The 22,075-nt window shown below is 68.6% G+C and carries 18 protein-coding genes; 13 read left to right on the top strand and 5 right to left on the bottom strand.

What is annotated here, in order from left to right; genetic code table 11:
* Positions 1-14: 14 nt before the first annotated feature.
* A complete protein-coding gene (gene tsaB / locus C1924_RS14895; protein ID WP_108766003.1) occupies positions 15-728 on the top strand; it encodes a tRNA (adenosine(37)-N6)-threonylcarbamoyltransferase complex dimerization subunit type 1 TsaB in 714 nt (237 codons plus the stop codon).
* 568 nt (positions 729-1,296) lie between these two features.
* Here tsaB and C1924_RS14890 read toward each other — a convergent pair.
* The gene (locus C1924_RS14890) at positions 1,297-2,181 is read right to left on the bottom strand and encodes an energy transducer TonB (protein WP_108766002.1); all 885 of its coding nucleotides are present in this window, start codon (positions 2,179-2,181) and stop codon (positions 1,297-1,299) included.
* Entirely contained in the window at positions 2,181-3,128 is a 948-nt protein-coding gene (gene gshB, locus C1924_RS14885) for a glutathione synthase (RefSeq protein WP_108766001.1), read from the bottom strand. Before gshB ends, C1924_RS14890 begins: the two co-directional genes overlap by 1 nt.
* 240 nt (positions 3,129-3,368) lie before the next feature.
* Between gshB and pilG the strand changes: the two genes are divergently transcribed.
* The 7 genes from pilG to C1924_RS14850 all read left to right on the top strand — a co-directional run bounded on the left by pilG (position 3,369) and on the right by C1924_RS14850 (position 15,448).
* Positions 3,369-3,770: a twitching motility response regulator PilG gene (gene pilG / locus C1924_RS14880; protein WP_005418455.1), complete on the top strand. Its 402-nt coding sequence runs from the start codon at positions 3,369-3,371 to the stop codon at positions 3,768-3,770.
* An 18-nt stretch (positions 3,771-3,788) separates the two neighbouring features.
* On the top strand, positions 3,789-4,151 hold the full coding sequence (locus C1924_RS14875) for a response regulator (protein WP_108766000.1): 363 nt from the start codon (positions 3,789-3,791) through the stop codon (positions 4,149-4,151).
* Positions 4,151-4,681: a chemotaxis protein CheW gene (locus C1924_RS14870; protein ID WP_108765999.1), complete on the top strand. Its 531-nt coding sequence runs from the start codon at positions 4,151-4,153 to the stop codon at positions 4,679-4,681. Before C1924_RS14875 ends, C1924_RS14870 begins: the two co-directional genes overlap by 1 nt.
* A gap of 41 nt (positions 4,682-4,722) precedes the next feature.
* Positions 4,723-6,759, top strand: a complete 2,037-nt coding sequence (locus tag C1924_RS14865; protein ID WP_108765998.1) for a methyl-accepting chemotaxis protein — start codon at positions 4,723-4,725, stop codon at positions 6,757-6,759.
* A 100-nt stretch (positions 6,760-6,859) separates the two neighbouring features.
* Complete coding sequence (locus C1924_RS14860; RefSeq protein ID WP_108765997.1) at positions 6,860-13,672, top strand: Hpt domain-containing protein; 6,813 nt, start codon at positions 6,860-6,862, stop codon at positions 13,670-13,672.
* Positions 13,659-14,987: a chemotaxis protein CheB gene (locus C1924_RS14855; protein ID WP_108767078.1), complete on the top strand. Its 1,329-nt coding sequence runs from the start codon at positions 13,659-13,661 to the stop codon at positions 14,985-14,987. Before C1924_RS14860 ends, C1924_RS14855 begins: the two co-directional genes overlap by 14 nt.
* The gene (locus tag C1924_RS14850; RefSeq protein WP_108765996.1) at positions 14,984-15,448 is read left to right on the top strand and encodes a chemotaxis protein CheW; all 465 of its coding nucleotides are present in this window, start codon (positions 14,984-14,986) and stop codon (positions 15,446-15,448) included. The genes C1924_RS14855 and C1924_RS14850 overlap by 4 nt, the downstream gene beginning before the upstream one ends.
* 128 nt (positions 15,449-15,576) lie before the next feature.
* Here C1924_RS14850 and C1924_RS14845 read toward each other — a convergent pair whose 3' ends face one another.
* A complete protein-coding gene (locus C1924_RS14845) occupies positions 15,577-16,314 on the bottom strand; it encodes a 16S rRNA (uracil(1498)-N(3))-methyltransferase (RefSeq protein WP_108765995.1) in 738 nt (245 codons plus the stop codon).
* On the bottom strand, positions 16,305-17,696 hold the full coding sequence (gene bioA / locus C1924_RS14840; RefSeq protein WP_216821547.1) for an adenosylmethionine--8-amino-7-oxononanoate transaminase: 1,392 nt from the start codon (positions 17,694-17,696) through the stop codon (positions 16,305-16,307). The genes C1924_RS14845 and bioA overlap by 10 nt, the downstream gene beginning before the upstream one ends.
* Before the next feature lie 77 nt (positions 17,697-17,773).
* On the opposite strand from bioA, the gene nudE reads away from it, so the two are divergent.
* From nudE to C1924_RS14815, 5 genes are all read left to right on the top strand, one after another.
* Positions 17,774-18,337 carry an ADP compounds hydrolase NudE gene (gene nudE / locus C1924_RS14835; RefSeq protein ID WP_108765993.1) on the top strand — a complete coding sequence of 188 codons (564 nt, stop codon included), beginning with the start codon at positions 17,774-17,776 and terminating at the stop codon, positions 18,335-18,337.
* Positions 18,334-19,137, top strand: a complete 804-nt coding sequence (gene cysQ, locus C1924_RS14830) for a 3'(2'),5'-bisphosphate nucleotidase CysQ (protein ID WP_108765992.1) — start codon at positions 18,334-18,336, stop codon at positions 19,135-19,137. The genes nudE and cysQ overlap by 4 nt, the downstream gene beginning before the upstream one ends.
* A 14-nt stretch (positions 19,138-19,151) precedes the next feature.
* The gene (mazG, locus tag C1924_RS14825; protein ID WP_108765991.1) at positions 19,152-19,985 is read left to right on the top strand and encodes a nucleoside triphosphate pyrophosphohydrolase; all 834 of its coding nucleotides are present in this window, start codon (positions 19,152-19,154) and stop codon (positions 19,983-19,985) included.
* Positions 19,982-20,308, top strand: a complete 327-nt coding sequence (locus C1924_RS14820) for a YnfA family protein (RefSeq protein ID WP_108765990.1) — start codon at positions 19,982-19,984, stop codon at positions 20,306-20,308. Before mazG ends, C1924_RS14820 begins: the two co-directional genes overlap by 4 nt.
* Positions 20,309-20,444: 136 nt before the next feature.
* Positions 20,445-20,747: a DUF962 domain-containing protein gene (locus C1924_RS14815; protein ID WP_108765989.1), complete on the top strand. Its 303-nt coding sequence runs from the start codon at positions 20,445-20,447 to the stop codon at positions 20,745-20,747.
* A gap of 132 nt (positions 20,748-20,879) precedes the next feature.
* Here the strand turns inward: C1924_RS14815 and C1924_RS14810 are convergent, their stop codons facing one another.
* On the bottom strand, positions 20,880-22,067 hold the full coding sequence (locus C1924_RS14810) for a GDSL-type esterase/lipase family protein (RefSeq protein WP_108765988.1): 1,188 nt from the start codon (positions 22,065-22,067) through the stop codon (positions 20,880-20,882).
* Between the last annotated feature and the right edge of the window lie 8 nt (positions 22,068-22,075).

Raw genomic sequence — 22,075 nt, 5'->3', positions numbered from 1 at the left:
CCTGATTCAATCCGATGAAACTGCTCGCCTTTGAAACCGCCACCGAAGCCTGTTCCGTTGCCCTGCATGTTGATGGGCAGGTGCTGGAGCGCTTCGAGATCGCCCCGCGCCGCCATGCCGAACTGAGCCTGCCGTGGGCCGAGGCGCTGCTGGCCGAGGCCGGCATCAGCCGCCGCCAGCTGGATGGCATTGCGCTCAGCCGCGGCCCGGGCGCGTTTACCGGCGTGCGCCTGGCGATCGCGATTGCCCAGGGCATCGCGCTGGCGCTGGATCGTCCGCTGCTGCCGGTGTCGACGCTGCAGGTGCTGGCGCTGCGTGCGCCGGTTGAAGAAGACCAGATCCTGTCGGCAATCGATGCGCGGATGGGCGAGTTGTATGTGGCCCGCTTCGAGCGGGTGGACGGCCTGCCGGTAGCCCGCGATGCCGAGCGCGTGTGCGCGCCGGCGGCGGTGGCGCTGCCGGACGGGCTGCAGGCCTATGGCGTGGGCACGGGTTTCGGCGCGGCCGAGGGCGCGCTGGTGTCCCAGCTTGGGGCTGGGCTGCGTGCCTTTGATGCCGCCGCATTGCCGCGCGCATCGGACGTGCTGGCGCTGGCGGTGCCGGCGTTCGCCCGTGGCGAAGGCGTGGCGGCGGAGAAGGTGGAGCCGGCGTACCTGCGTGACAACGTCGCGCTGACCCTGGTCGAGCAGCAGGCCGCCCGCGAGGCGAAGGCGAAAGCCAACGGCTGAGCCCCTCGTGGCTGCAGATCGGTAGAGTCGACTGTCAGTCGACTGCAACAGCCGCGCCTGGCCGGGCGGGTGGGTTGCGCAGGGGACGCTGCAAGTACGTCCATGTAAGCTCGTAGGCGCCATCCATGGCGCCTGCGCCCCTGCGTGACCCACCCGCCCGACCTCTGACAACTTCCGTGCGCGTCCGCCACGGAAAATCGAAAAAGAAAAATCAAAGTCAAAAGCATCCACGCGTTGCGTGGATGTGTGTCGACCAAGGTCGACACCTACCAGGAGCGAAGAGGCGCCGCGATCTGTCAGGGGCGGGGCGGTGTGGGCGTGCAGGACCGCAGGCGCCATGGATGGCGCCTACGAGCCCCCATGGGTGAGGGCGCTTTGCTTGCGAAGCACTGCTTCGCAAGCGCCCGAACACACAGCCGCCAGCGGCTGGGCCGGACCCCGGAGGGGGGGGGTACGGCGTGTCCTGCACGCCCACACCGCCCCGCCAAACCCACAGTCCGACCGCGGCTGTTGCTGTTGACCTGGCTCTGCGGCGGGTCCCGGGCCGCAGGCCCGGGCAACAGAAAACCTACCGGTCGTCGCGCAGTTCGCCACCCGGCAGGAACACCCACGTGCGGGTCACCTGCAGGATATCCACGCCATCATCGGTCTTCGGCAACGCCGGGAACGGCTGCGCCAGCGCGATCACCCGCAACGCCGCCTCATCCAGCAGCGGCGTGCCGCTGGATTTCAGGATGCGGCTGCTCTCCACGCTGCCATCGCGGCGTACCCCGACGCTGATGACCACCTGGCCACCCAGCCGGCGCTGACGCGCCTCGTCCGGGTAGTTCAGATTGCCCACCTGCTCGGCACGGTCCACCCACGCACGCAGGTAGTTGGCGTAGACGTACTCGCGCGTGCTGGCCGAGACAAACTTGCGGTTCGGGCGCTTCGCGTACTGCGCAGAGCGCAGGTGCACTTCGGCGGCCAGGCGGGCCATTTCCGCATCGCGCTGCTCACGTGCGGTCCTGGCCGCATCCGGGCTTGGATCCAGCGGGGTGGGGCGGTCCTGTGCCTGCGCCACCGTCTCTTCGCCGTTGCGGCTGCTGACCACGCGCGCCTGCGGCGGCGGCACCGGCGCAGCCGACTGCTGTTGCTGCGGCACCGGGCTCAGCCCGGCCTGGGCCTGTGGCGCGATGCCGGTCTGGTTGTCGCGCGGGCGCTGTGCGCGGTCGTGTTCACCGCCGCCTTCCTGGCTGGCCGCGGCCAGGAAATCGGCCTGCTTCGGCGTCAGCGCCGTGCGGGTCTGGCTGAAAATCACTTCCAGGGTCGGCACCAACGGCGCTTCGCCCTTCACGGCAAAGCCCACGCCCAGGATCAGCAGGGCGTGGACGATGACCGACAAGGCCAGGGTGGCCCCCAGCCGCTGCGCTTCACGCGGCGGAGGGGCCAGCACGGCGGGTGCAGCGTCCATCAGCGCAGGCCGGCCTCGATCGCGTCGAACAGGGTGCCGGCGATGTTCAGGCCGTACTGTGCGTCCAGCTCGCGCACACACGTCGGGCTGGTCACGTTCACTTCGGTCAGGTAATCGCCGATCACATCCAGGCCCACGAAACGCATGCCGCGGCGCTTCATCTCCGGCCCGACCTGGGCGGCGATCCAGCGGTCACGCTCGCTCAGCGGGCGGCCTTCGCCACGGCCGCCGGCAGCCAGGTTGCCGCGGAACTCATCGCCCTGCGGGATGCGCGCCAGGCAGTAATCCACCGGTTCGCCATCCACCAGCAGAATGCGCTTGTCGCCGGCGGTGATGTCGGGAATGAACTTCTGGGCCAGCGCCAGCTTGCGGCCGCCGTCGGTCAGGGTTTCCAGGATCACGTTCAGGTTCGGATCGCCCTGGCCGCTGCGGAAGATCGAGCGGCCGCCCATGCCATCCAGCGGCTTCAGCACGGCCTGTCCATGTTCCAGTGCGAAGGCCTTCAGGGCCTTGGCGTCGCGGCTGACCAGCGTCGGCGGGCAGCACTGCGGGAACAGCAGGGCGGCCAGCTTCTCGTTGTAGTCGCGCAGGCCCTGCGGGTTGTTGACCACGCAGGCGCCGGCCGCGGCCGCCACGTCCAGCACCTGGGTGTCGTAGACGTATTCGGCATCCACCGGCGGGTCCTTGCGCATCAGCACGATCTGGCCCGGGCCGAACACCGTGCGGCTGAATGCGCCAAGCTCGTACCAGCCGGACGGGTCGTCGCGGACCTGCAGCGGGGCGGTCTGGGCCACCGCCACACCGCCTTCCAGGGCCAGGCCGCCCGGCCGCACATAGTGCAGGGCGTGGCCGCGGCGCTGGGCTTCCAGCAGCATGGCGAAGGTGGTGTCCTTGGCGATCTTGATGTGGGCGATGGGGTCCATCACCACGATGACGTTCAACGGCATGGGTGCACCTGTCAGGCAAGGCGTTGATGGTAGCGGCAACGCCCCCCGCGTGCCTGCCCGGGGTACTGCAACGCTGCGTCCGTCCTGCCGCCTGCGCAGTCTTTGCCAAACCGGTCACGTTCAGCCAGCCGCCACCCCAAGTGCCATGGACGGCGCTTGAAGCGGGCGCGGGAAGTGCGATATAGATACGCCTTCGTAGCGGCCCCCAGCACAGAAGGGTCGCGCGCTTGGGGAAAGGCAATGACTGAAAACACGACTGCGGGCGGGGAGCTCGCAGGACTCCGGGTGATGGTCATCGATGACTCGAAGACCATCCGCCGGACGGCGGAAACACTGCTGAAGCGCGAAGGCTGCGAAGTGGTGACCGCGACCGATGGCTTCGAGGCCCTGGCCAAGATCGCCGACCAGCAACCGCAGATCATCTTCGTGGACATCATGATGCCCCGTCTTGACGGGTATCAGACCTGCGCGTTGATCAAGGGCAACCAGCTGTTCAAGGCGACCCCGGTGATCATGCTGTCCTCCAAGGACGGCCTGTTCGACAAGGCCCGCGGGCGCATCGTCGGCTCGGAACAGTACCTGACCAAGCCTTTCACGCGTGAAGAACTGCTGGGTGCCATCCGCACATACGTCAACGCCTGACCAGGGGGGAAAGGCACAATGGCTCGTATCGTCCTGATCGAGGATTCACCGACCGACCGCGCGGTGTTCACCCAGTGGCTGCGCCGTGCCGGCCACGAAGTGCTGGAAGCGGACAATGCCGAGGATGGCCTGCAGCTGGTGCGTGACCAGGTTCCGCAGCTGGTGCTGATGGACGTGGTCCTGCCCGGCATGAGCGGTTTCCAGGCCACCCGTGCGATGTCGCGCGACGCGGCGATCAAGCACATCCCGGTGATCATCGTCAGCACCAAGGCGATGGAAACCGACAAGGCATGGGGCCTGCGCCAGGGTGCGGCCGATTACATCGTCAAGCCGCCGCGCGAGGAAGAACTGATCGCGCGGATCAACGAACTGGTGGCCTGATGCGTTCGCCCTTCGACATTCTTGAAGCCTATGAACGGCGCAGCCTGGCCCATGCGGTGCAGCTGCCCGAACGGCAGTTCGCCGAGGATCTGTGGCGTGGCGTCGGCTTCCGCGTGGGCCAGCGCCGGCTGGTGTCCGATTTCCGCGAAGTGGTGGAAATCGTGCCGATGCCGCCGGTGACCCCGGTGCCCTGCGCGCAGCCCTGGCTGCTGGGCGTGGGCAACCTGCGCGGCAACCTGTTCCCGGTAGTCGACCTGAAGTATTTCCTGGAAGGCGCGCGCACCGTGCAGCAGGAAGGCCAGCGCGTGCTGATCATGCGCCAGGCCGGCGGCGACGTCGCGCTGACCATCGACGAGCTGTTTGGCCAGCGCAGTTTCGAGCTGGGCCAGCAGGTCCAGGCCGGCACCCTGGCCGATGGCCGCTACGGCCATTTCGTCGATCGCGCCTTCCATGCCGATGGCCACGACTGGGGCGTGTTCTCGCTCTCGTTGCTGTCGCGCACCCCTGAATTCCGGCAAGCCGCGGCCTGAGGCCGGGCAACACCCCCTGCATTGAAGATCGAGGTTGAACGATGAGTACTGCTTCGGACGCCCCCAAGACCGGCAAGCTGCGGCTGGGCGGCAGCAACCTCTGGCTGGCCCTGCTGGCTTTGTCGATGATCCTGTTCGGCGTGAACACGGGCGTGTCCACCTGGCAGGGCAGCCGCCTGGCCGATGCCGGTTCCAAGGCCGCCGACCTGCAGGTGCTCTCGCAGCAGCTGGCCAACCAGGGCCGTGATGCGGTGGGCGGCAACGCGCAGGCGTTCACCGCCTTCAAGGCCACCCGCAACGCCATCGAGCAGAACGTATCCACGTTGAAGGGCCGCTACGGCAATGAGCCGGGCGTATCCACGGCGATCACCCGGCTGTCCGACACCTGGGCGCCGCTGGGCAAGCAGGCCGGCCAGCTGGTGGCCAGCGAACCCGCCGTGCTGGCCCTGGCCGGCAACGCCAACAACTTCACCGGTGCCGTGCCGGGCCTGCAGGCCCAGTTGAACGAACTGGTGCGGGCGATGTCCGCCTCGGGTGCTCCGGCGTCGCAGGTGTACAGCGCGCTGCAGCAGGTCGTGGTGGCCGGTTCGATGGCCCGCCGCGTCACCGAAATGCGTGCGGGCGGTACCGCCGCGGCCGCCTCGGGTGATGCACTGGCCCGCGACATCACCGTGTTCTCGCAGGTGCTCGATGGCCTGCGCAACGGCAACGAAGACCTCGGCATCACCGCCGTGCGCGGTGCCGGTGCCGTGGCCGCGCTGGAGCAGTCGCAGCAGAAGTGGGAAGCGATGAAGCAGGACGCCGATGCGATCCTGGCCAGCTCGCGCCAGCTGTTCGCCGCACAGTCCGCAGCCAACGCGCTGGGCCAGGGATCGGCGCGCATGCTGGACGACAGCCGCAAGCTGTTCGAGGCGTTCTCCTCGTTCGGTTCGGTGTCCGATACCCGCCTGTTCCCGAACTTCTGGATCGGCGTGGTGTCCGGTGCACTGTCGCTGATCGCGATCATCGGCTTCGTTTCCACCAGCGTGCGCAGCCGTTCGCGCGAGCAGGAACTGCGCTACCAGACCCAGGTGGAATTCAACAGCCGCAACCAGCAGGCGATCATGCGGCTGCTGGACGAAATCTCCTCGCTGGGTGAGGGCGACCTGACGGTGAAGGCGTCGGTGACCGAGGACATGACCGGTGCCATCGCCGACGCGATCAACTACGCCGTTGACGAGCTGCGCCACCTGGTGACCACCATCAACGACACCTCGGCCAAGGTCGCCGTGTCCACCCAGGAAACCCAGGCCACCGCCATGCAGCTGGCCGAAGCGGCCGGCCACCAGGCCAACCAGATCACCTCGGCGTCGGACCGCATCGGCGAAATCGCAGCGAGCATCGAACAGGTGTCGCGCAACTCGGCCGAGTCGGCCGACGTGGCACAGCGCTCGGTGGTCATCGCCGCCGAGGGTGCCGGCGTGGTGCGCGAGACCATCCAGGGCATGGACCAGATCCGCGACCAGATCCAGGAAACCTCCAAGCGCATCAAGCGCCTGGGTGAGTCCTCGCAGGAAATCGGTTCGATCGTGGAACTGATCAACGACATTTCCGAACAGACCAACATCCTGGCCCTGAACGCTGCCGTGCAGGCGGCCTCGGCGGGTGAGGCCGGTCGCGGTTTCGCGGTCGTGGCCGACGAAGTGCAGCGCCTGGCAGAACGCACCTCGGGCGCGACCCGACGCATCGAAAACCTGGTGCAGGCCATTCAGGCCGATACCAACGAAGCGGTCACCTCGATGGAACAGACCACCGCCGAGGTGGTGTCCGGTGCGCGCCTGGCCGAGGATGCCGGCACGGCGCTGACCGAGATCGAGCGCGTGTCCAACGCCCTCAACAACCTCATCAAGAACATCTCCATCGCCGCGCAGCAGCAGTCCGCTGCGGCCTCGGACATCACCCGCACGATGGGCGTGATCCGCCAGATCACCGGCCAGACCTCGCAGGGTGCCGGTCAGACGGCCGAGTCGATCGGCCACCTGGCGCAGTTGGCGGCCGACCTGCGTCGTTCGGTCGCCGACTTCAAGCTGCCGGCGTGACGCGGGCAGGGCGGCGAGCAAGGAACCTTTCGATGAAGCATTTCCATTCCCCACGCCAGAAGACGCGCGGCCTCCGCGCGGCGGCGACCGGAGCACGTCCATGAGCAGCCTGCGCGATGCGATGAGCCATGCAGCGCTGGGCTGGGTCAAGCCGGAGCTGGACGAGACCCTGCGCCAGGTGCGCAACGAGGTCGAATACTTCGTTGAAGATCCGGCCGATGGCAGCCGCATGCGTATCTGCGCCGGCTACCTGCACCAGGTGCAGGGCACCCTGCGCATGGTGGAGCTGTATGCCCCGGCGATGGTGGCCGAGGAACTGGAACAGCTGGCCGTGGCCGTCGGCGAAGGCCGCGTGGCCGAGCGCGATGAAGCCTGTGCCACGCTGATGCGTGGCAGCGTGCTGCTGCCCGATTACCTGGAACGCCTGCAGAACGGCCACCGCGATATTCCCATCGTGCTGATGCCGCTGCTGAACGAGATCCGCGCCGCGCGTGGCGAGGAAGGGGTCAACGACAGCGTCCTGTTCGCCTTTGCGCCGGACAGCGTCAGCGCCACCGAAGCCGAGCTGGACCACGCCCGTGGCAGCCTGAGCGGGCGCAACCGCGAACTGCTGGATACCGTCGGCAGCGCGGTCAAGGAAGAACTGCTGCAGGTCAAGGATGCGCTGGACCTTCACCTGCGCACCGGCGGTGCGCCGCAGCAGCTGCAGGAGCAGGTCACCAAGCTGGGCGCCGTGGGCGACACGCTGGGCATGATGGGCCTGGGCGCAGCCCGTGGCGTGGTGGCGCAGCAGCGTGATGCGTTGCTGGGCGTGGTGGAAGGCCGCCAGCAGATCGACGAGGACATGCTGCTGGATATCGCCGGCGCATTGCTCTACGTGGATGCGTCGCTGGACGACCAGGTTGCCCATCTGGGCGCTGGCGGCAGCGGCGAGGATGACCCGAGCGCGGTGGAAAGCCGGCGCACGGTCGAAGTGCTGGCGCACGAAGCGATCGCCAATTTTGCTGCCGCCCGCGAGCACTTCGTCGCGTTCATCGAAACCAGCTGGAACCATGCCGAGCTGCAGGACGTGCCGCGCCTGCTGGGCGATGTAGCCGGTGCGCTGCGCATGCTCGACCTGGGCACCGCCGCTGATTACCTGCGCGGCGTGCAGCAGTACATCGAGGCCGAACTGATCGGCCGCCAGCGCGTGCCCAGTGGCCGCCAGCTGGACACGCTGGCCGATGCGATGGCCAGCCTGGAGTACTACCTGGAAGCGCTGCGTGACCGCCGCCCGGGCCGCGAGGACATCCTCGACATTACCCGCAGCAGCCTGGAAACCCTGCGCTACTGGCCGCTGCCCGAGCGCAGCAGTGCCGAGCCCCAGGCCGAAGCGCCGCAGCCCATCGTGCGCGAAACCCTGGCCGTGGCCGCCGCTCCGCTGCAGCTGGACCCGGTGGCGTTCGACGTACAGCCGGCCGCACCGGCACCGGGCGAGATCCCGCCGCCGCTGCCCGATTTCACGTTCGATCCGCTGCCGGCGCCGCCGGTAGCCGACAACAGCCTGATGTTCGGCGCGCTGGGTGGGCAGGACACCGCCGCAGCGACGACGGCACCCGCCGAGCCGGCACCGTTGTTGTTCGCCGCCTCCACCGCGCCGGCACCGGGCGTGCCGCAGTGGGAACTGGGGGCGCATGCGTCCGCGCCCATCGCCGATGAGCGTGCGCCGACCTTCAACAGCTTCGATCCGGTCAGCTACGACCAGCTCAGCTACGACCCGGTGGGCGCCGAGCACGCACCGGCCGCCCCGGCGTGGTCGCTGTCCGACGTTGCCGATGCGCAGGCCGAGGAGGGCGATGCCCTGGTGCTGGAAGACAGCGTTGAACACGCTGGCATCAGCCTGCAGGACGATGCCAGCGCAGCGTCGCTTCCGTTGTCGGCCGCTCCTGCATTCGATCCGGTGGCTGCCGAGCATGACGGCCTGGCCGTGCTGGATGAGGGCGTGGTGTTCCACTTCGACAACAGCGCCCTGGACAACGCCGACGATGTGCTGTCGCTGCAGGCGATGGAAACCCTGTCGCTGGACGAGGAGGAGGATGCTCCGTCGCCGGTGCTGGAGATCGTCGACGCTGCCGAAGCGGCGCCGGTCGAGCTGCTTGCGTCGGCCGCGACGATTCTCCCGGTCGAGCAGGTCGACATGAGTGACGTCGCTGCCGAGACCGCGCCGGTCGAAATGATCGAGGCGCTGGCCGCCACCGAGACCGGTGTCGACGAAGGCGTGACAGCGACCTCGCTGCCTGCCGCAACCGTGTCCCTGGTCGATGTCGATACCATCGCCCCGATCGATTTCAGCGACGCCGACGCACAGTTCTTCGCCGAACTGAGCGCGGCGGCCGCCGAGTTCAACCCGCAGGCTGCACCTGCCGCCGAAACGGCGCCCGTGGCGGCCGACGACGCCGGCTTTGAAGCCGGTTTCGACGATGATGCCGAGAACATCGACCAGGACATCCGCGAGGTGTTCCTGGAAGAGTTCGACGACGAGATGGGCAATCTCGGCGCGCTGCTGCCGGCCTGGCGCATGCAGCCGGACAACCTGGACCGGCTGCGCCCGATCCGCCGCATCTTCCACACCCTCAAGGGCAGTGGCCGCCTGGTCGGCGCCCGCACGCTGGGCGAATTCGCCTGGAAGATCGAGGGCATGCTCAACCGGGTGCTCGAGGGCAACCGTGCCGCCACCCCGGCCGTGCTGGCGATGATCGACCACGCCAGCGCCGCGCTGCCGCAGCTGAATGCCGCGCTGCGCGATGGCCAGCGCGTCACGGTCGATCTGCAGGCCATGCAGGCCATCGCCGACCGTGTCGCCGCCGGCGAGGAAACCTTCTACGTGCCGCTGCAGGCTGCCGCTGCGCCCCAGCCGGTTGCACAGGCAGAGGCCAACGTGCCGGTGCAGGACGAGGCCGTTGCGGCCGACGTGCTGGCGGTTGCCGAGCCTGTGGATGAACCGGTGGGTACCCCGGCCAACATCGACAGCGTGCTGCGCGAGATCCTGGAAGCCGAGGTGGACGTCCATCTGGCGACGCTGCAGCAGTGGCTGCAGTCGGCCCAGCAGGCCGAGCAGCCGGTGAACGATGCGCTGCTGCGCGCCGTGCATACCATGAACGGCGCCTTCGCCATGACCGAAGTGCCGGAGATCACCGCGGTCACCGGCGGCGCCGAGTCGTACATCAAGCGCGCGCTGGCCGCCAATGTGGTGCCGGGCGCCGAGGCGCTGGGGGCGCTGGAAGCCACCGCGAAGGCCATCAGCACCACCATGGAGGCGCTGCAGGCCGAACAGCCGCGCATCGCACCGCAGGCCGAGCTCGCGCAGCATCTGCAGGCACTGGCGGGTGAGCTGCCGGAAGCCCGCTGGCCGATGGTCGGCCTGGAAATGGACGAGGACGACCAGGACGAGTTCGACGTCGCAGGCGAGATCGCGGCCGAAGCCGAAGCCGAAGCCGAAGCCGAAGCCGAAGCCGAAGCCGAGGCCACCGACGTGGCGATGCCGGCTGCGGTCGAGGCTGCTCCGGCTGCGCACGACATCGATGTTGTCCCGCATGTTGAACCCGTGCCGGACGCCGGTCTGGACGCGGCCGAACTGACCGGTGGCGAAGACCTGTCGCGTTACTTCGACGCGGGCTGGCCGTCGATGCCGGAGGCTGCGGCAACGTTGCCGACAGGGATTGAGGCGGCCGCCACGGCCGAAGCCGCCGAAGCCATCGCCTCCAGCGAGTCGACCCCCGCCACGCAGGACGATGCTGATACCGCATCGGTTGCGATCGACGTGGACGCCGCCGGCCTGACGGCGGTCGAAGATCTGTCGCCGTATCTGGACGCCAGTGCGTTGCCGGTGGATGACCGCGATCCGCAGGACGCTGAGGTTGCGGCTGCTGATGACGCGATTGACCAGACCTCGGCCGCCGAGGAACCGGACGCTGAGCCTCTCGACGAAGCGACCGGGGAATGGGTGCTCGACAGCGACGCATCCAGCACTCACGATGAAATGGCTGTGCCGGGCTTCGCAGAACCGGTCACGCTGGAAGCCGCGCTCGAAGCCGGCCTGCATGTGATCGATGACGCGCCGGCGCAGGACGAGGACGGCCAGTGGCCCGTGCTTGGCCTGCAGGCCAGCGAACTCGCGCCGGGCGAGGCTGACGCCTTTGCCGAGGACGCGGACGTCGGCGGGGAGGCGGCGGTCGGTGAAGGAGAGAGCGCCGACCTGCCGTCCCCGGCGACGGTGAATGACGATGTGTCGAGCGATGCCGAGGCCGGTGCTGCCGCGCCGGTACGTCTGTTCGAGATGGAAGACGCACCGGGCCACGGCCTGGATGCCGTCGAGGTCGCGCCGCAGGTGGATGCTGCTGAAACGGCAGGCGTCGAGGCGGGCGACATCCAGGGCGAAGCTCTCGAGGCCGAAGCTGTCGAAGCCGAAGCTGTCGACGCTGAAACCGTTGAAGCTGAAGCCGTTGAAGCTGAAGCGCCTGAAACCGAAGTTGCCGGGGCAGAGGCTGCGGAAGCCGCGCTTGTCGAGGCCGATGCCGAGCCACTCGATTTCAGCATCTACGACCGCGAGCTGGTCGACATCTTCGTCGAAGAAGGCAAGGACCTGCTCGACCACTGCGACGGCCTGATCAGCGAGCTGCGTGATGCGCCGCAGGACCGCGAAGTCGTGGCTGGCCTGCAGCGCGACCTGCACACGCTCAAGGGCGGTGCGCGCATGGCGGGCATCAATGCCATCGGCGATCTCGGCCACAGCATCGAATCGCTGCTGGAGGCTGTGGCAGCCGGTCGCACTGAAATCGAGCGTCGCGATGTGCAGCTGCTGGAGCGTGGCTTTGACCGCCTGCACCAGCTGCTGACCCTGACCGGTGACCACCGTGTGGTCGAACCGGCGCAGGATCTGGTGGAGGCCTTCGAGGCCCGCACCCGCACCGACCTCGCCAGCGCTGCCGGCACCGCTGCAACGGCCGCCGCCGTGGCCGACGATGCGCAGGTTGTGGCCGCGCCGTTGGCCTTGGCCGATGCGCCGCTGTCGGCACCGCTGCCGGTGGAAGGCACCTCCGACGAAGATCCGCTGGCCCGTCCGCAGCAGGAACAGGTGCGCGTGCGCGCCGATCTGCTGGACCGCCTGGTGAACCATGCCGGTGAAGTGGCGATCTACCGTTCGCGCCTGGAACAGCAGCTGGGTGCCTTCCGTGGCGCCATGGGCGAACTGGAGCGCACCAATGCGCGACTGCGCGACCAGCTGCGCCGACTCGACCTGGAAACCGAAGCGCAGATCGTCGCCCGCTACCAGCGCGAGCAGGACCAGGCCGACCAGAAGTTCGATCCGCTGGAACTGGACCGCTTCTCCACCCTGCAGCAGCTGAGCCGCGCGCTGAACGAATCGGCAGCCGATCTCGGGGGCCTGCAGGGCGTGCTGGACGATCTGTCGCGCCAGTACGATTCGCTGCTGCAGCAGCAGTCGCGCGTCAGCTCCGAGCTGCAGGATGGCCTGATGCGTGCGCGCATGGTGCCGTTCGATGGCCTGGTGCCGCGCCTGCGCCGTGTCGTCCGCCAGGCCGGCATGGACACCGGCAAGCAGGTGCACCTGACCCTGGAAGGCACCCACGGCGAACTGGACCGCAACGTGCTGGACCGCATGGTCGCGCCGCTGGAGCACATGCTGCGCAACTCCGTGGCCCACGGCCTGGAAGCACCGGAACAGCGCCGTGCGGCCGGCAAGCCGGAAGAGGGCGAGATCGCCATCCGCCTGCACCGCGAAGGCTCGGAAATCGTGCTGGAAGTGGCTGACGACGGTGCCGGTCTGGATCGCGAGGCGATCCGCCGCCGCGCCATTGACCGCGGCCTGCTGGGCGCCGATGCGACGCCGAACGAACAGGAACTGGACAACCTCATCTTCGCCTCCGGTTTCTCCACCGCCGACCAGGTCAGCCAGCTGGCCGGCCGCGGCGTGGGCATGGACGTGGTGCGCAACGAAGTGCGCCAGCTGGGCGGTTCGGTCGATATCCAGTCGGTGCGTGGCCAGGGCGTGCGGTTCACCCTGCGCCTGCCGCAGACCCTGGCCGTCACTCAGGCCGTGTTCGTGCAGATCGGCGAAACGACGTTTGCCGTGCCGGTGGCTTCGGTCAGCGGTATCGGTCGCCTGTCGCGCGAGCGTTTCGAGGCAGCCGACAGCAGCTACCGCTACAGCGGCGAAGACTACCCGCTGTACGACCTGGGCAGCCTGGTCGGCCAGGCCCCGGCGCGCGCCGACGGCCAGGACCAGGTGCCGCTGCTGCTGGTCCGTGCCGGCGACCTGCGCGCCGCCGTGGCCATCGACCAGGTGCTGGGCAACCGCGAAATCGTAGTGAAGCCGGTCGGCCTGCAGATCGCCTCGGTGCCGGGCATCTACGGCGCCACCATCACCGGCGATGGCCGGGTGGTGGTCATCCTCGACGTGGCCCCGCTGGTGCGCCGTTACCTGGCCAACCCGACCGCGCCGGTGCAGGACAACGTACCGCGCCAGGACCGCCAGGTGCCGCTGGTGATGGTGGTCGACGATTCGCTGACCATGCGCAAGGTCACCGGGCGCATCCTGGAACGCCACAACTTCGAGGTCAGCGTCGCCCGCGACGGTGTCGAAGCCCTGGAGCAACTGGAAGAGCGCGTGCCCGACCTGATGCTGCTGGACATCGAAATGCCGCGCATGGACGGCTACGAGCTGGCCACCGCAATGCGGGCCGACCCGCGCTACAAGGACGTGCCGATCGTGATGATCACCTCGCGCAGCGGTGAGAAGCATCGCCAGCGTGCCTTCGAGATCGGTGTGCAGCGTTACCTGGGCAAGCCGTACCAGGAGCTGGACCTGATGCGTAATGTGTATGACCTGCTGGGGATCGCCCGTGTCCGTGAGTGACATCCATCCGGTTCCGGCCGTTGCCCTGCTGGCCCGCCCGGGCGCCGCACGTGAACGCCTGCGCGAAGCGCTGGCCCATGCCGATGTGCAGATCGTGCTGGAAGACGACCCGGTGACGCTGGAACCGCAGGCGCTGGCCGACGCGCACCCGCAGTTCGTGGTGATCGCGCTGGAAGCGGCCATCGAAGATGCGCTGGAGCGGCTGGAACCTGCGTTGTCCGCGCCAGGCCTGACCCTGGTGTTCGACGAAGCCGAGCTGGCCGCACGCCGCGATGGCTGGGAGGCACAGCGCTGGGGCCGTCACCTGTCGGCCAAGCTGCATGGCCACCAGCAGGTACTGCCACCCGGCGCCGAGGACGAGCCCAGCCTGCAGCTGGAGCCGGGCCGGCCCGCGCCGCCGCTGGTGCCGCCGAAGGACGAAGTGCTGCACGCGCATATGGAACAGGCCCAGGACTGGGCCGACGATGTGCCCGGCGACCGCCTTTACACGCCGCCTGCGCCTTCGCCGGCCTATGCCGAACCGGTGTCGCTGGAGCAGCATCTTGCTGCCCTGCAGATTCCGGCCGAGGATGCACCGAAGGCGCCGGCGGCCGATGCCGCTGTGCCGCCGCCGGTGACGTTCGACCACACGGCGTGGTCGCTGGTCGACGAGGCCGCGGATGCGCCTGCTGCTGCCGCACCGGGCCCCGCCCACGAGGTTGCCGCACCCACCTTCGACACTGGCCACCTGAGCCTGGTTGATCTGGACGCCGGCCTTCCCGGCGGTACGCGTGCCGGGGTGCTGCTGGTGCTCGCTGGCATTGGTGGCCCCGACGCACTGCGTCGTCTGCTCGGTGCACTGCCGACCGGGCTGGCCGTACCGGTGCTGGTGCACATGCGCCTGGACGGTGGCCGCTACGGCAACCTGGTCAAGCAGATGGCGCGGGTATCGCCGCTGCCGGTGCTGCTGGCCGAAGCAGGTCAACGCGCCACAGCAGGCGAGGTCCACATCCTGTCTGACGATATCGGCGTTCGCACCGCTGCCGATGGCGTGCATTTCCAGACCGACCCGCTGGGCATTTCGATTGCCGCCCTGCCGGCTGAAGACAGCGCCCTGATCCTGCTCAGCGGTGCCGACCTGGCCCATGTGGGCCCGGCCCTCGACCTGGCCGCCGCAGGCGCCTGGGTGGCCGGGCAGGTGGGCGAGGGCTGTTATGACCCTGCCGCGGCAACCGCCGTGGTGGCGGCCGGCATGGTGGCCGGTGAGCCGCAGGAACTGGCGCAGGCGGTTGCCGCGCGCTGGGCGGTGGATGGGGACAACGGAGAGACGCCATGAGCTACGCAAGCAACGATGAAATCCGCGGCGTCCTGATCCAGGCCGGTGGCGAGCGCGTGCTGCTGCCCAATGCAACGGTGGCCGAAATGATGTCGCGCGTGCCGGTGGAGCCGGTGGCCGACGCGCCACGCTGGCTGGTCGGGCAGATCGCCTGGCACGGCTGGCAGGTGCCGCTGCTGTCCTTCGCCCGCCTGTCCGGGTTGGGTGATGAAACGGTCGGCGGCAACAACAAGGTGGTGGTGCTGAAGGCCCTCAGCGGCAATGCACAGCGCCCGTACTACGCGCTGCTGACGCAGAACTTCCCGCAGTTGATTTCCGTGCCGCGCGACGGCCTGCTGGCCGACGCCTCGGAAGAAACCCTGCCGGAGATCGTGCACATGCGCGTGCTGCTGGGTGAACAGAGCGCACTGCTGCCGAATCTGGACGCGCTGGAATCCGCGCTGGATTCGCTGGCCGCCTGATCGTCAAACGGTAGTGCCGGCCGCTGGCCGGCATCCGCTTGATCCCAACACCGCGATCACCGTAGTGCCGGCCGCTGGCCGGCAACCTCATGATCCCAACGCCGCGATCCCGGTAGTGCCGGCACGACCTATCCCAGATCGCCCAACCGCGCCTGCAACGCCGCGATCGCGGCCAGGCCGGCGGTCTCCGTGCGCAGGATGCGCGGCCCCAGCTGCAGGCCCTGGAAGCCCGCGGCTGCCAACTGGTCACGGTCGCGCGGCGACCAGCCGCCCTCGGGGCCAATGGCGATCACGATGCCGCCGGCTGGCGCTGCCTGCAGCGTCGACAACCGGTGCGCGCCCTGCGGGTCCAGGGTCAGCCGCAGCGTGTCGGCCGGCAGCGCCGCCGCGGCCTGGGCCAGCGACAACGGCGAGCCCACCTGCGGAATGCGCGCACGACCGGACTGGCCGCAGGCCGAGGTCACCACGTTGTTCCAATGCGCCACACGCTTTTCCGCACGGGCCGCATCCAGCTTCACCTCGGTGCGCTCGGCGTTGACCGGTACGATGGCGCTCACGCCCAGTTCGGTGGCCTTCTGCAGGATCAGGTCCATCTTTTCGCCACGCGCAATGCCCTGCAGCAGGGTGATGGCCAGCGGCGATTCGTTGTCCACCGCCTGCACTGCGTCGATGCGCACCTGTACTTCGCGCTTCCCGGCCACGGTCAACGTGGCGCTGTAGTCGTGGCCATCGCCATTGAACAGCACGCAGGTATCGCCTTCGCGCAGGCGCATCACCCGCACCAGGTGATTGGCCGACTCTTCCGGCAGGGTCACGGTCTGGCCGCTGTGCAGCGCCAGGTCGATGGGGCAGCGGGTCACGCGCATGCAATTGCCTCGTCGATGGCTGCCAGCGTGGTATGTGCCAGCAGCTCCAGTTGTTCGTCATCCACGCAGTAAGGTGGCATCCAGTACAGCACGTCGCCCAGCGGGCGCAGCACCACGCCATGCTTCAGCGCGGCCTTGTAGGCGTGCAGGCCAAGCCGCAGCGCCGGGTTGAACGGAGTGCGGCGGTTGCCGTCGCGCGACAGCTCGAAGGCCACCACCATGCCCGCCTGGCGCACATCGGCCACATGCGGGTGGTCGGCGAAGGGGGCGGCCAGCGTACCCATCACCGATGCGGTGCCCCGGTTGCGCGCGATCACATCGTCGTCGCTGAAGATGTCCAGCGTCGCCAAGGCCGCCGCGCAGGCCAGCGGGTTGCCGGTGTAGCTGTGCGAGTGCAGGAAGGCGCGTTCGCGCGAATCATCGAGGAAGGCGTCGTACAGCGCCTGCGTGGCCAGCACGGCCGCCAGCGGCAGGAAGCCGCCAGTGAGGCCCTTGGACAGGCACATCAGGTCGGGCATCACGCCGGCCTGCTCGCAGGCGAACATCGTGCCGGTGCGGCCGAAGCCGGTGGCGATTTCGTCGGCGATCATGAATGCGCCGTGCGCATCGCACAGTTCGCGCACGCGCTGCAGGTACACCGGGTCATGCATGCGCATGCCGCCGGCGCACTGCAGGCGGGGTTCGAGGATCACCGCGCAGATTTCGCCGGGATGCTGGTCGAACAGGGTGGCCAGACCGTCAGCGGCCTGTCGCGCGCGGTCGGCGGCGCTCTGGCCCGGTTCGGCCAGGTAGGCATCGGGGGAGGGCGCGAACAGGCCCTCCGCCAGCAGGGGGGCATAGACGCGGCGGTACAGCGGGATGTCGCCCAGTGCCAGGGCGCCCAGGGTCTCGCCGTGGTAGCCGTTCTCCAGCGCGACGAAACGCGTGCGGCGGGTCTCCCCGCGGTTCTGGAAGTACTGGAAGGCCATCTTCAGCGCCACTTCCACGCCGGCCGAGCCGTTGTCGGCAAAGAACACCTTGGACAACGGCGCTCGGTCGGCCTGGCGAGGGGCCAGGGCCAGCAGGCGCTCGGCCAGGGTGATCGCCGGCTCATGGCTGAACCCGGCCAGCATCACCTGTTCCAGCTGCCCCGCCTGGGCGGCGATGGCCGCACCGATACGCGGCTGAGCGTGGCCGAACAGATTCGTCCACCAGCTGCTGACCGCATCCAGGTAGCGGTTGCCGTCGTGATCGATCAGCCAGGCCCCCTGGCCGCGCGCGATCGGCACCAGCGGCAGCGTGTCCGGATGCTCGCGCATCTGCGTGCACGGGTGCCACAGCACCTGCAGGTCGCGTTGACGCCACTGCAGGGCCAGCGGGGAAGGGGTTGGGTCTGCTAGCATTTCGGGCTCATGAACATGTTGCTGCCTGCACATTCTATCGGCCCCGGCGCGCGCGCCGGCCGCCGCGGAGATTCCGCATGAACGACGACCGCAGCGGCCGTCGCCTGCCGATCATCCACCGGATCACCGACGAGGAAAACGGCCCCTTCCAGCGCCAGCACCTGGACCTGGAGTTTTCCAACGGTGAACACCGCCGTTTCGAGCGCCTGGTCAGCCGCGGCCATGGCGCCGTGGTGGTGGTGCCGATGCTGGATGAGGAGACCGTGCTGCTGGTGCGTGAATACGCCGCCGGAGTGCACCGCTACGAGCTGGGCCTGGTGAAGGGCCGCATCGATGCCGGGGAAACCCCTGAACAGGCCGCCGACCGCGAACTGAAGGAAGAAGCCGGCTATGGCGCCCGCCGCGTCGACGTGCTGCGGGCGATGACCCTGGCGCCGACCTACATGAGCCACCAGTCCTGGCTGGTGGTGGCGCGCGACCTGTACCCGGAAAAGCTGGCCGGCGACGAGCCGGAAGAGCTGGAAGTGGTGCCATGGAAGCTGGCCGAACTGGACCAGCTGATGCTGCGTGAAGACTTCTCGGAAGGGCGCTCGCTGGCTGCGCTGTTCATCGCGCGCCAGTGGCTGCAGGGGCGCCGATGATCAAGCTGACCACCGAGCTGCGCGAGACCGCCATTGCCATTGCCCAGGAGGCGGGGCAGGCGATCATGCAGGTCTACAGCGAGGGTTTCGACGTCGTGCTGAAGGCGGATGACAGCCCGGTCACCGCGGCCGACCTGGCCGCCGACCGGATCATCCAGCAGGGCCTGCGCCAGCTCACCCCGGACCTGCCGATCCTGTCCGAGGAATCGGCGCAGGTGCCGTGGGAACAGCGCCAGCACTGGGGCGCTTACTGGCTGGTCGACCCGCTGGATGGCACCCGTGAATTCGTCAAGCGCAATGGCGAATTCAGCGTCAACATCGCGCTGATCTACCAGGGCGCACCGGCGTTCGGCGTGGTCCAGGCACCGGTCACCGGCATCGTCTGGCATGCCATGCGCGGCGAGCTGGCCTACCGTCGCCAGGGCCTGCACGACAGCGTGCTGCGCACCCGCACGCCTGCCACCGCACCGCTGCGCGTGGCGGCCAGCCGCTCGCACCGCTCGCCGGAAACCATCGCCCTGCTCGAACGCATGGGTGACATCGAAACGGTGGCGCAGGGCTCTTCGCTGAAGTTCTGCCGCATTGCCGAAGGCGGGCTGGATGTGTACCCGCGGCTGGGCCCGACCTCCGAATGGGACACCGCAGCAGGCCAGTGCGTACTGCACGCCGCAGGTGGCGCGGTGCTGTCGGCCAGCACCGGCAAACCGTTCCGCTACAACCGCCGTACCACGCTGCTGAACGGTGATTTCATCGCCCTTGGCGATACCCGCCTGCCGTGGCGTGATTGGCTGTCCGACTGACCCCTGGAGCCCGCATGAGCGATACCCCCACCGCCGGCAGTGCCGCCAGCACCGAACTGGAGCGCCTGCTGGCGATCATGGCGCGGCTGCGCGATCCGCAAGGGGGCTGCCCCTGGGATCTTGAGCAGACCTTCGCCACCATCGCCCCGTACACCATCGAAGAGGCCTACGAGGTCGCCGATGCGATCGACCGCGGCGACCTGGATGACCTGTGCGACGAACTGGGTGACCTGCTGCTGCAGGTCGTGTTCCATGCGCGCATGGCGGAAGAGCAGGGTTCATTCGCCTTCGCCGACGTAGCCCGTGCGATCAGTGACAAGATGCAGCGCCGGCATCCGCATGTGTTCGCCGATGTCAGCGTGGACGACGCCGATGGTGTGATGCGCAACTGGGATGCGATCAAGCGCGCCGAGCGCGCCGCCAAGGGCGACCCGGACACCTCGGCACTGGCGGGCATCTCCCGCGGGCTGCCCGAATGGCAGCGTGCAGTGAAGCTGCAGTCGCGCGCGGCCAAGGTCGGCTTCGACTGGCCTGGCCCGCTGCCGGTGCTGGACAAGGCGGCAGAAGAGCTGCAGGAACTGCGCGAGGAATTCGAGCGCGGCGACATCGCCGGCAACAAGGCGCGGCTGCAGGAAGAGCTGGGTGACCTGCTGTTCGTCTGCGCGAACCTGGCCCGCCACGCCGACATCGACCTGGGTGCGGCCCTGCGCGGTGCCAACCATAAGTTCGAGCGCCGGTTCCGCGCCATGGAAGGGCAGGCCGAAGCCGAGGGAAGCACGTTGGCGGGGATGGACCTGGATGCGCAGGAAGCCCTGTGGCAGCACGCCAAGGCGGCGGAAAAGGCGTGAAGACGCTGGGTCTGTTCCTGCTGACTGCACTGGCCGAGATCGTCGGCTGCTACCTGCCGTGGCTGTGGCTGCGCAAGGGCGGCAGCGTGTGGCTGCTGCTGCCGGCGGCGGCCAGCCTGGCCCTGTTCGCCTGGCTGCTGACCCTGCACCCCACGGCCAGCGGACGCGTCTATGCGGCCTATGGCGGGGTCTACATCGGCACCGCGCTGTTCTGGCTGTGGCTGGTGGATGGCATCCGTCCCAGCCGCTGGGACCTGCTGGGTGCCGCGCTGTGCCTGGCCGGCATGGCCGTGATCATGTTCGGGCCACGCCAGCCGGTCTGATGCCGGGTGGTAGCGTCGAGCTTGCTCGCCTGCTGTTGCCAGAAGCCGTCGAGCAAGCTCGACGCTACCAGGCCGAAGCCGTCGAGCAAGCTCGAAAGGCGCATGATGTGAGCGGTCCTGACCCAGGAGCACGTACATGTCCCGCTTTGCCAGCTTCCGCGAGTTCTACCCGTTCTATCTGGATGAGCACCGCGACCCGGTGTCGCGGCGCCTGCATTTCGTTGGCAGCTGTGGCGTATTGCTGCTGGTGGCCGCTGCGCTGCTGCGCGGCCAGCCGATGTTGTTGCTGGCGGCGTTGGTCTGCGGCTATGGGTTCGCCTGGGTCGGCCATTTCTTCTTCGAGAAGAATCGTCCGGCGACCTTCCGGCATCCGCTGTATTCGTTCGTCGGCGACTGGGTGATGTTCGCCGACATCCTGCGCGGCCGGATCAAATGGTGAAGGTAGCGCCGGGCCACGCCCGGCGGCTTCCGATCTTCTGTAGAGCCGAGCCATGCTCGGCTGTTTTTGGCAGAGGCAGCCGAGCATGGCTCGGCTCTACAGGAAGCCAGGGCAACCGAGCATGGCTCGGCGCTACGGAGAGCCAGGGCACCCCAGCATCTTCAGATCGATCGACTCGGCCATGCGGCGGTAGCCTTCATCGTTCGGGTGCAGGTGATCGCGGGTGATGCTGGCCGGCAGCGATTCCGGCTGCGCCGGATCGCGCAGTGCGGCATCGAAATCCACCACGCCGTCGAAGCCGTTGTCCGCGCTGCGCGCCCACTGGTTGATCGAGGCACGGGTGGTGGCCGAGACCGGTTCGTAGCGCTCGGAGCCCGCAAACGGCGTCAGCGTGCCCAGGTACGCGCGGATGCCATGCAGGTGCAGTCGCGCGGCCACCTGCTGGTAACCCAGCCGCATGTCCGGTGCGCTGCGCCCCGGCAGCGGTTGCGCCCCGCCGCCATGGCGGATGTCATTGATCCCTTCAAACAGGATCACCTGGTCGGCACCGGCCACCGCGATCACATCGCGGTCCAGCCGGGACAGCGCGCTGTGGCTGCGGCCATGGTCCAGCAGCTTGTTGCCGCTGATGCCCTGGTTGAGCACCACGAACCGGTCCGGGCACGCCTGCTGCAGGCGCTGCGCCAGCCGCTCCGGCCACTGGTTGAACGAGCCGCGCGTGGCCGTCGCGCCCTCGGTGATCGAGTCGCCCAGTGCCACGATCACCTGCGGCCGCTCCGCGCGCTGCACCAGCACCGCTGAAAACACGTTCTGCTGGTAGCTGACGCGCACGTTGTCGGCCACCGCAGGCTGCCTTCCCTCCACCACGCGCACCACCGTGCGCCGCACCGCAGGGCGGGTCGGCTGTGGGAAGAATGCGGTCACGCTGATCTCCTGCAGCGCGCTGACCGTCAGTGGCAGCGGGTCACTGAGCAGCGCAGCGCCCACCGGCACATCGATGGCGGACCGGCCATCGACGGTCACCGGCAGCGCCGCCGCCCTGCCATCCTTCAGGCGCACACGGATGTCTTCCACGTGCAGCGGTGCATCGCCCAGTTCGTTGCTGATGCGCAGGCGCAGCGCGTCGCCACGGCTGCCGACGCGGATGTCCTGGCGCACCGTCTGCGCGGCGAACTGCACCGGTGCCGCCGGTGTTCCGTCCTTGCGGTCGGGGGCGGGCGACGCGGTCCAGGCGGTGACCCAGACCGGTGCGGCCAGGGCCGCGGGGGCGGCCACGGCAGTGCCGATGGCCAGCGAAAGCAGGGTGATCCAGCGCTGCATGGCAGGTG

This window comes from Stenotrophomonas sp. ESTM1D_MKCIP4_1 (genome assembly GCF_003086895.1).
Lineage (GTDB): Bacteria > Pseudomonadota > Gammaproteobacteria > Xanthomonadales > Xanthomonadaceae > Stenotrophomonas.
This window is presented reverse-complemented; position numbering and strand designations above follow the sequence as displayed.

Bases quoted from the DNA above. Each gene is read 5' to 3' on its own strand.
- tsaB (WP_108766003.1), top strand. From the start codon at position 15: ATGAAACTGCTCGCCTTTGAAACCGCCACCGAAGCCTGTTCCGTTGCC.
- C1924_RS14890 (WP_108766002.1), bottom strand. From the start codon at position 2,181: ATGGACGCTGCACCCGCCGTGCTGGCCCCTCCGCCGCGTGAAGCGCAG.
- gshB (WP_108766001.1), bottom strand. From the start codon at position 3,128: ATGCCGTTGAACGTCATCGTGGTGATGGACCCCATCGCCCACATCAAG.
- pilG (WP_005418455.1), top strand. From the start codon at position 3,369: ATGACTGAAAACACGACTGCGGGCGGGGAGCTCGCAGGACTCCGGGTG.
- C1924_RS14875 (WP_108766000.1), top strand. From the start codon at position 3,789: ATGGCTCGTATCGTCCTGATCGAGGATTCACCGACCGACCGCGCGGTG.
- C1924_RS14870 (WP_108765999.1), top strand. From the start codon at position 4,151: ATGCGTTCGCCCTTCGACATTCTTGAAGCCTATGAACGGCGCAGCCTG.
- C1924_RS14865 (WP_108765998.1), top strand. From the start codon at position 4,723: ATGAGTACTGCTTCGGACGCCCCCAAGACCGGCAAGCTGCGGCTGGGC.
- C1924_RS14860 (WP_108765997.1), top strand. From the start codon at position 6,860: ATGAGCAGCCTGCGCGATGCGATGAGCCATGCAGCGCTGGGCTGGGTC.
- C1924_RS14850 (WP_108765996.1), top strand. From the start codon at position 14,984: ATGAGCTACGCAAGCAACGATGAAATCCGCGGCGTCCTGATCCAGGCC.
- C1924_RS14845 (WP_108765995.1), bottom strand. From the start codon at position 16,314: ATGCGCGTGACCCGCTGCCCCATCGACCTGGCGCTGCACAGCGGCCAG.
- bioA (WP_216821547.1), bottom strand. From the start codon at position 17,696: ATGCTAGCAGACCCAACCCCTTCCCCGCTGGCCCTGCAGTGGCGTCAA.
- nudE (WP_108765993.1), top strand. From the start codon at position 17,774: ATGAACGACGACCGCAGCGGCCGTCGCCTGCCGATCATCCACCGGATC.
- cysQ (WP_108765992.1), top strand. From the start codon at position 18,334: ATGATCAAGCTGACCACCGAGCTGCGCGAGACCGCCATTGCCATTGCC.
- mazG (WP_108765991.1), top strand. From the start codon at position 19,152: ATGAGCGATACCCCCACCGCCGGCAGTGCCGCCAGCACCGAACTGGAG.
- C1924_RS14815 (WP_108765989.1), top strand. From the start codon at position 20,445: ATGTCCCGCTTTGCCAGCTTCCGCGAGTTCTACCCGTTCTATCTGGAT.
- C1924_RS14810 (WP_108765988.1), bottom strand. From the start codon at position 22,067: ATGCAGCGCTGGATCACCCTGCTTTCGCTGGCCATCGGCACTGCCGTG.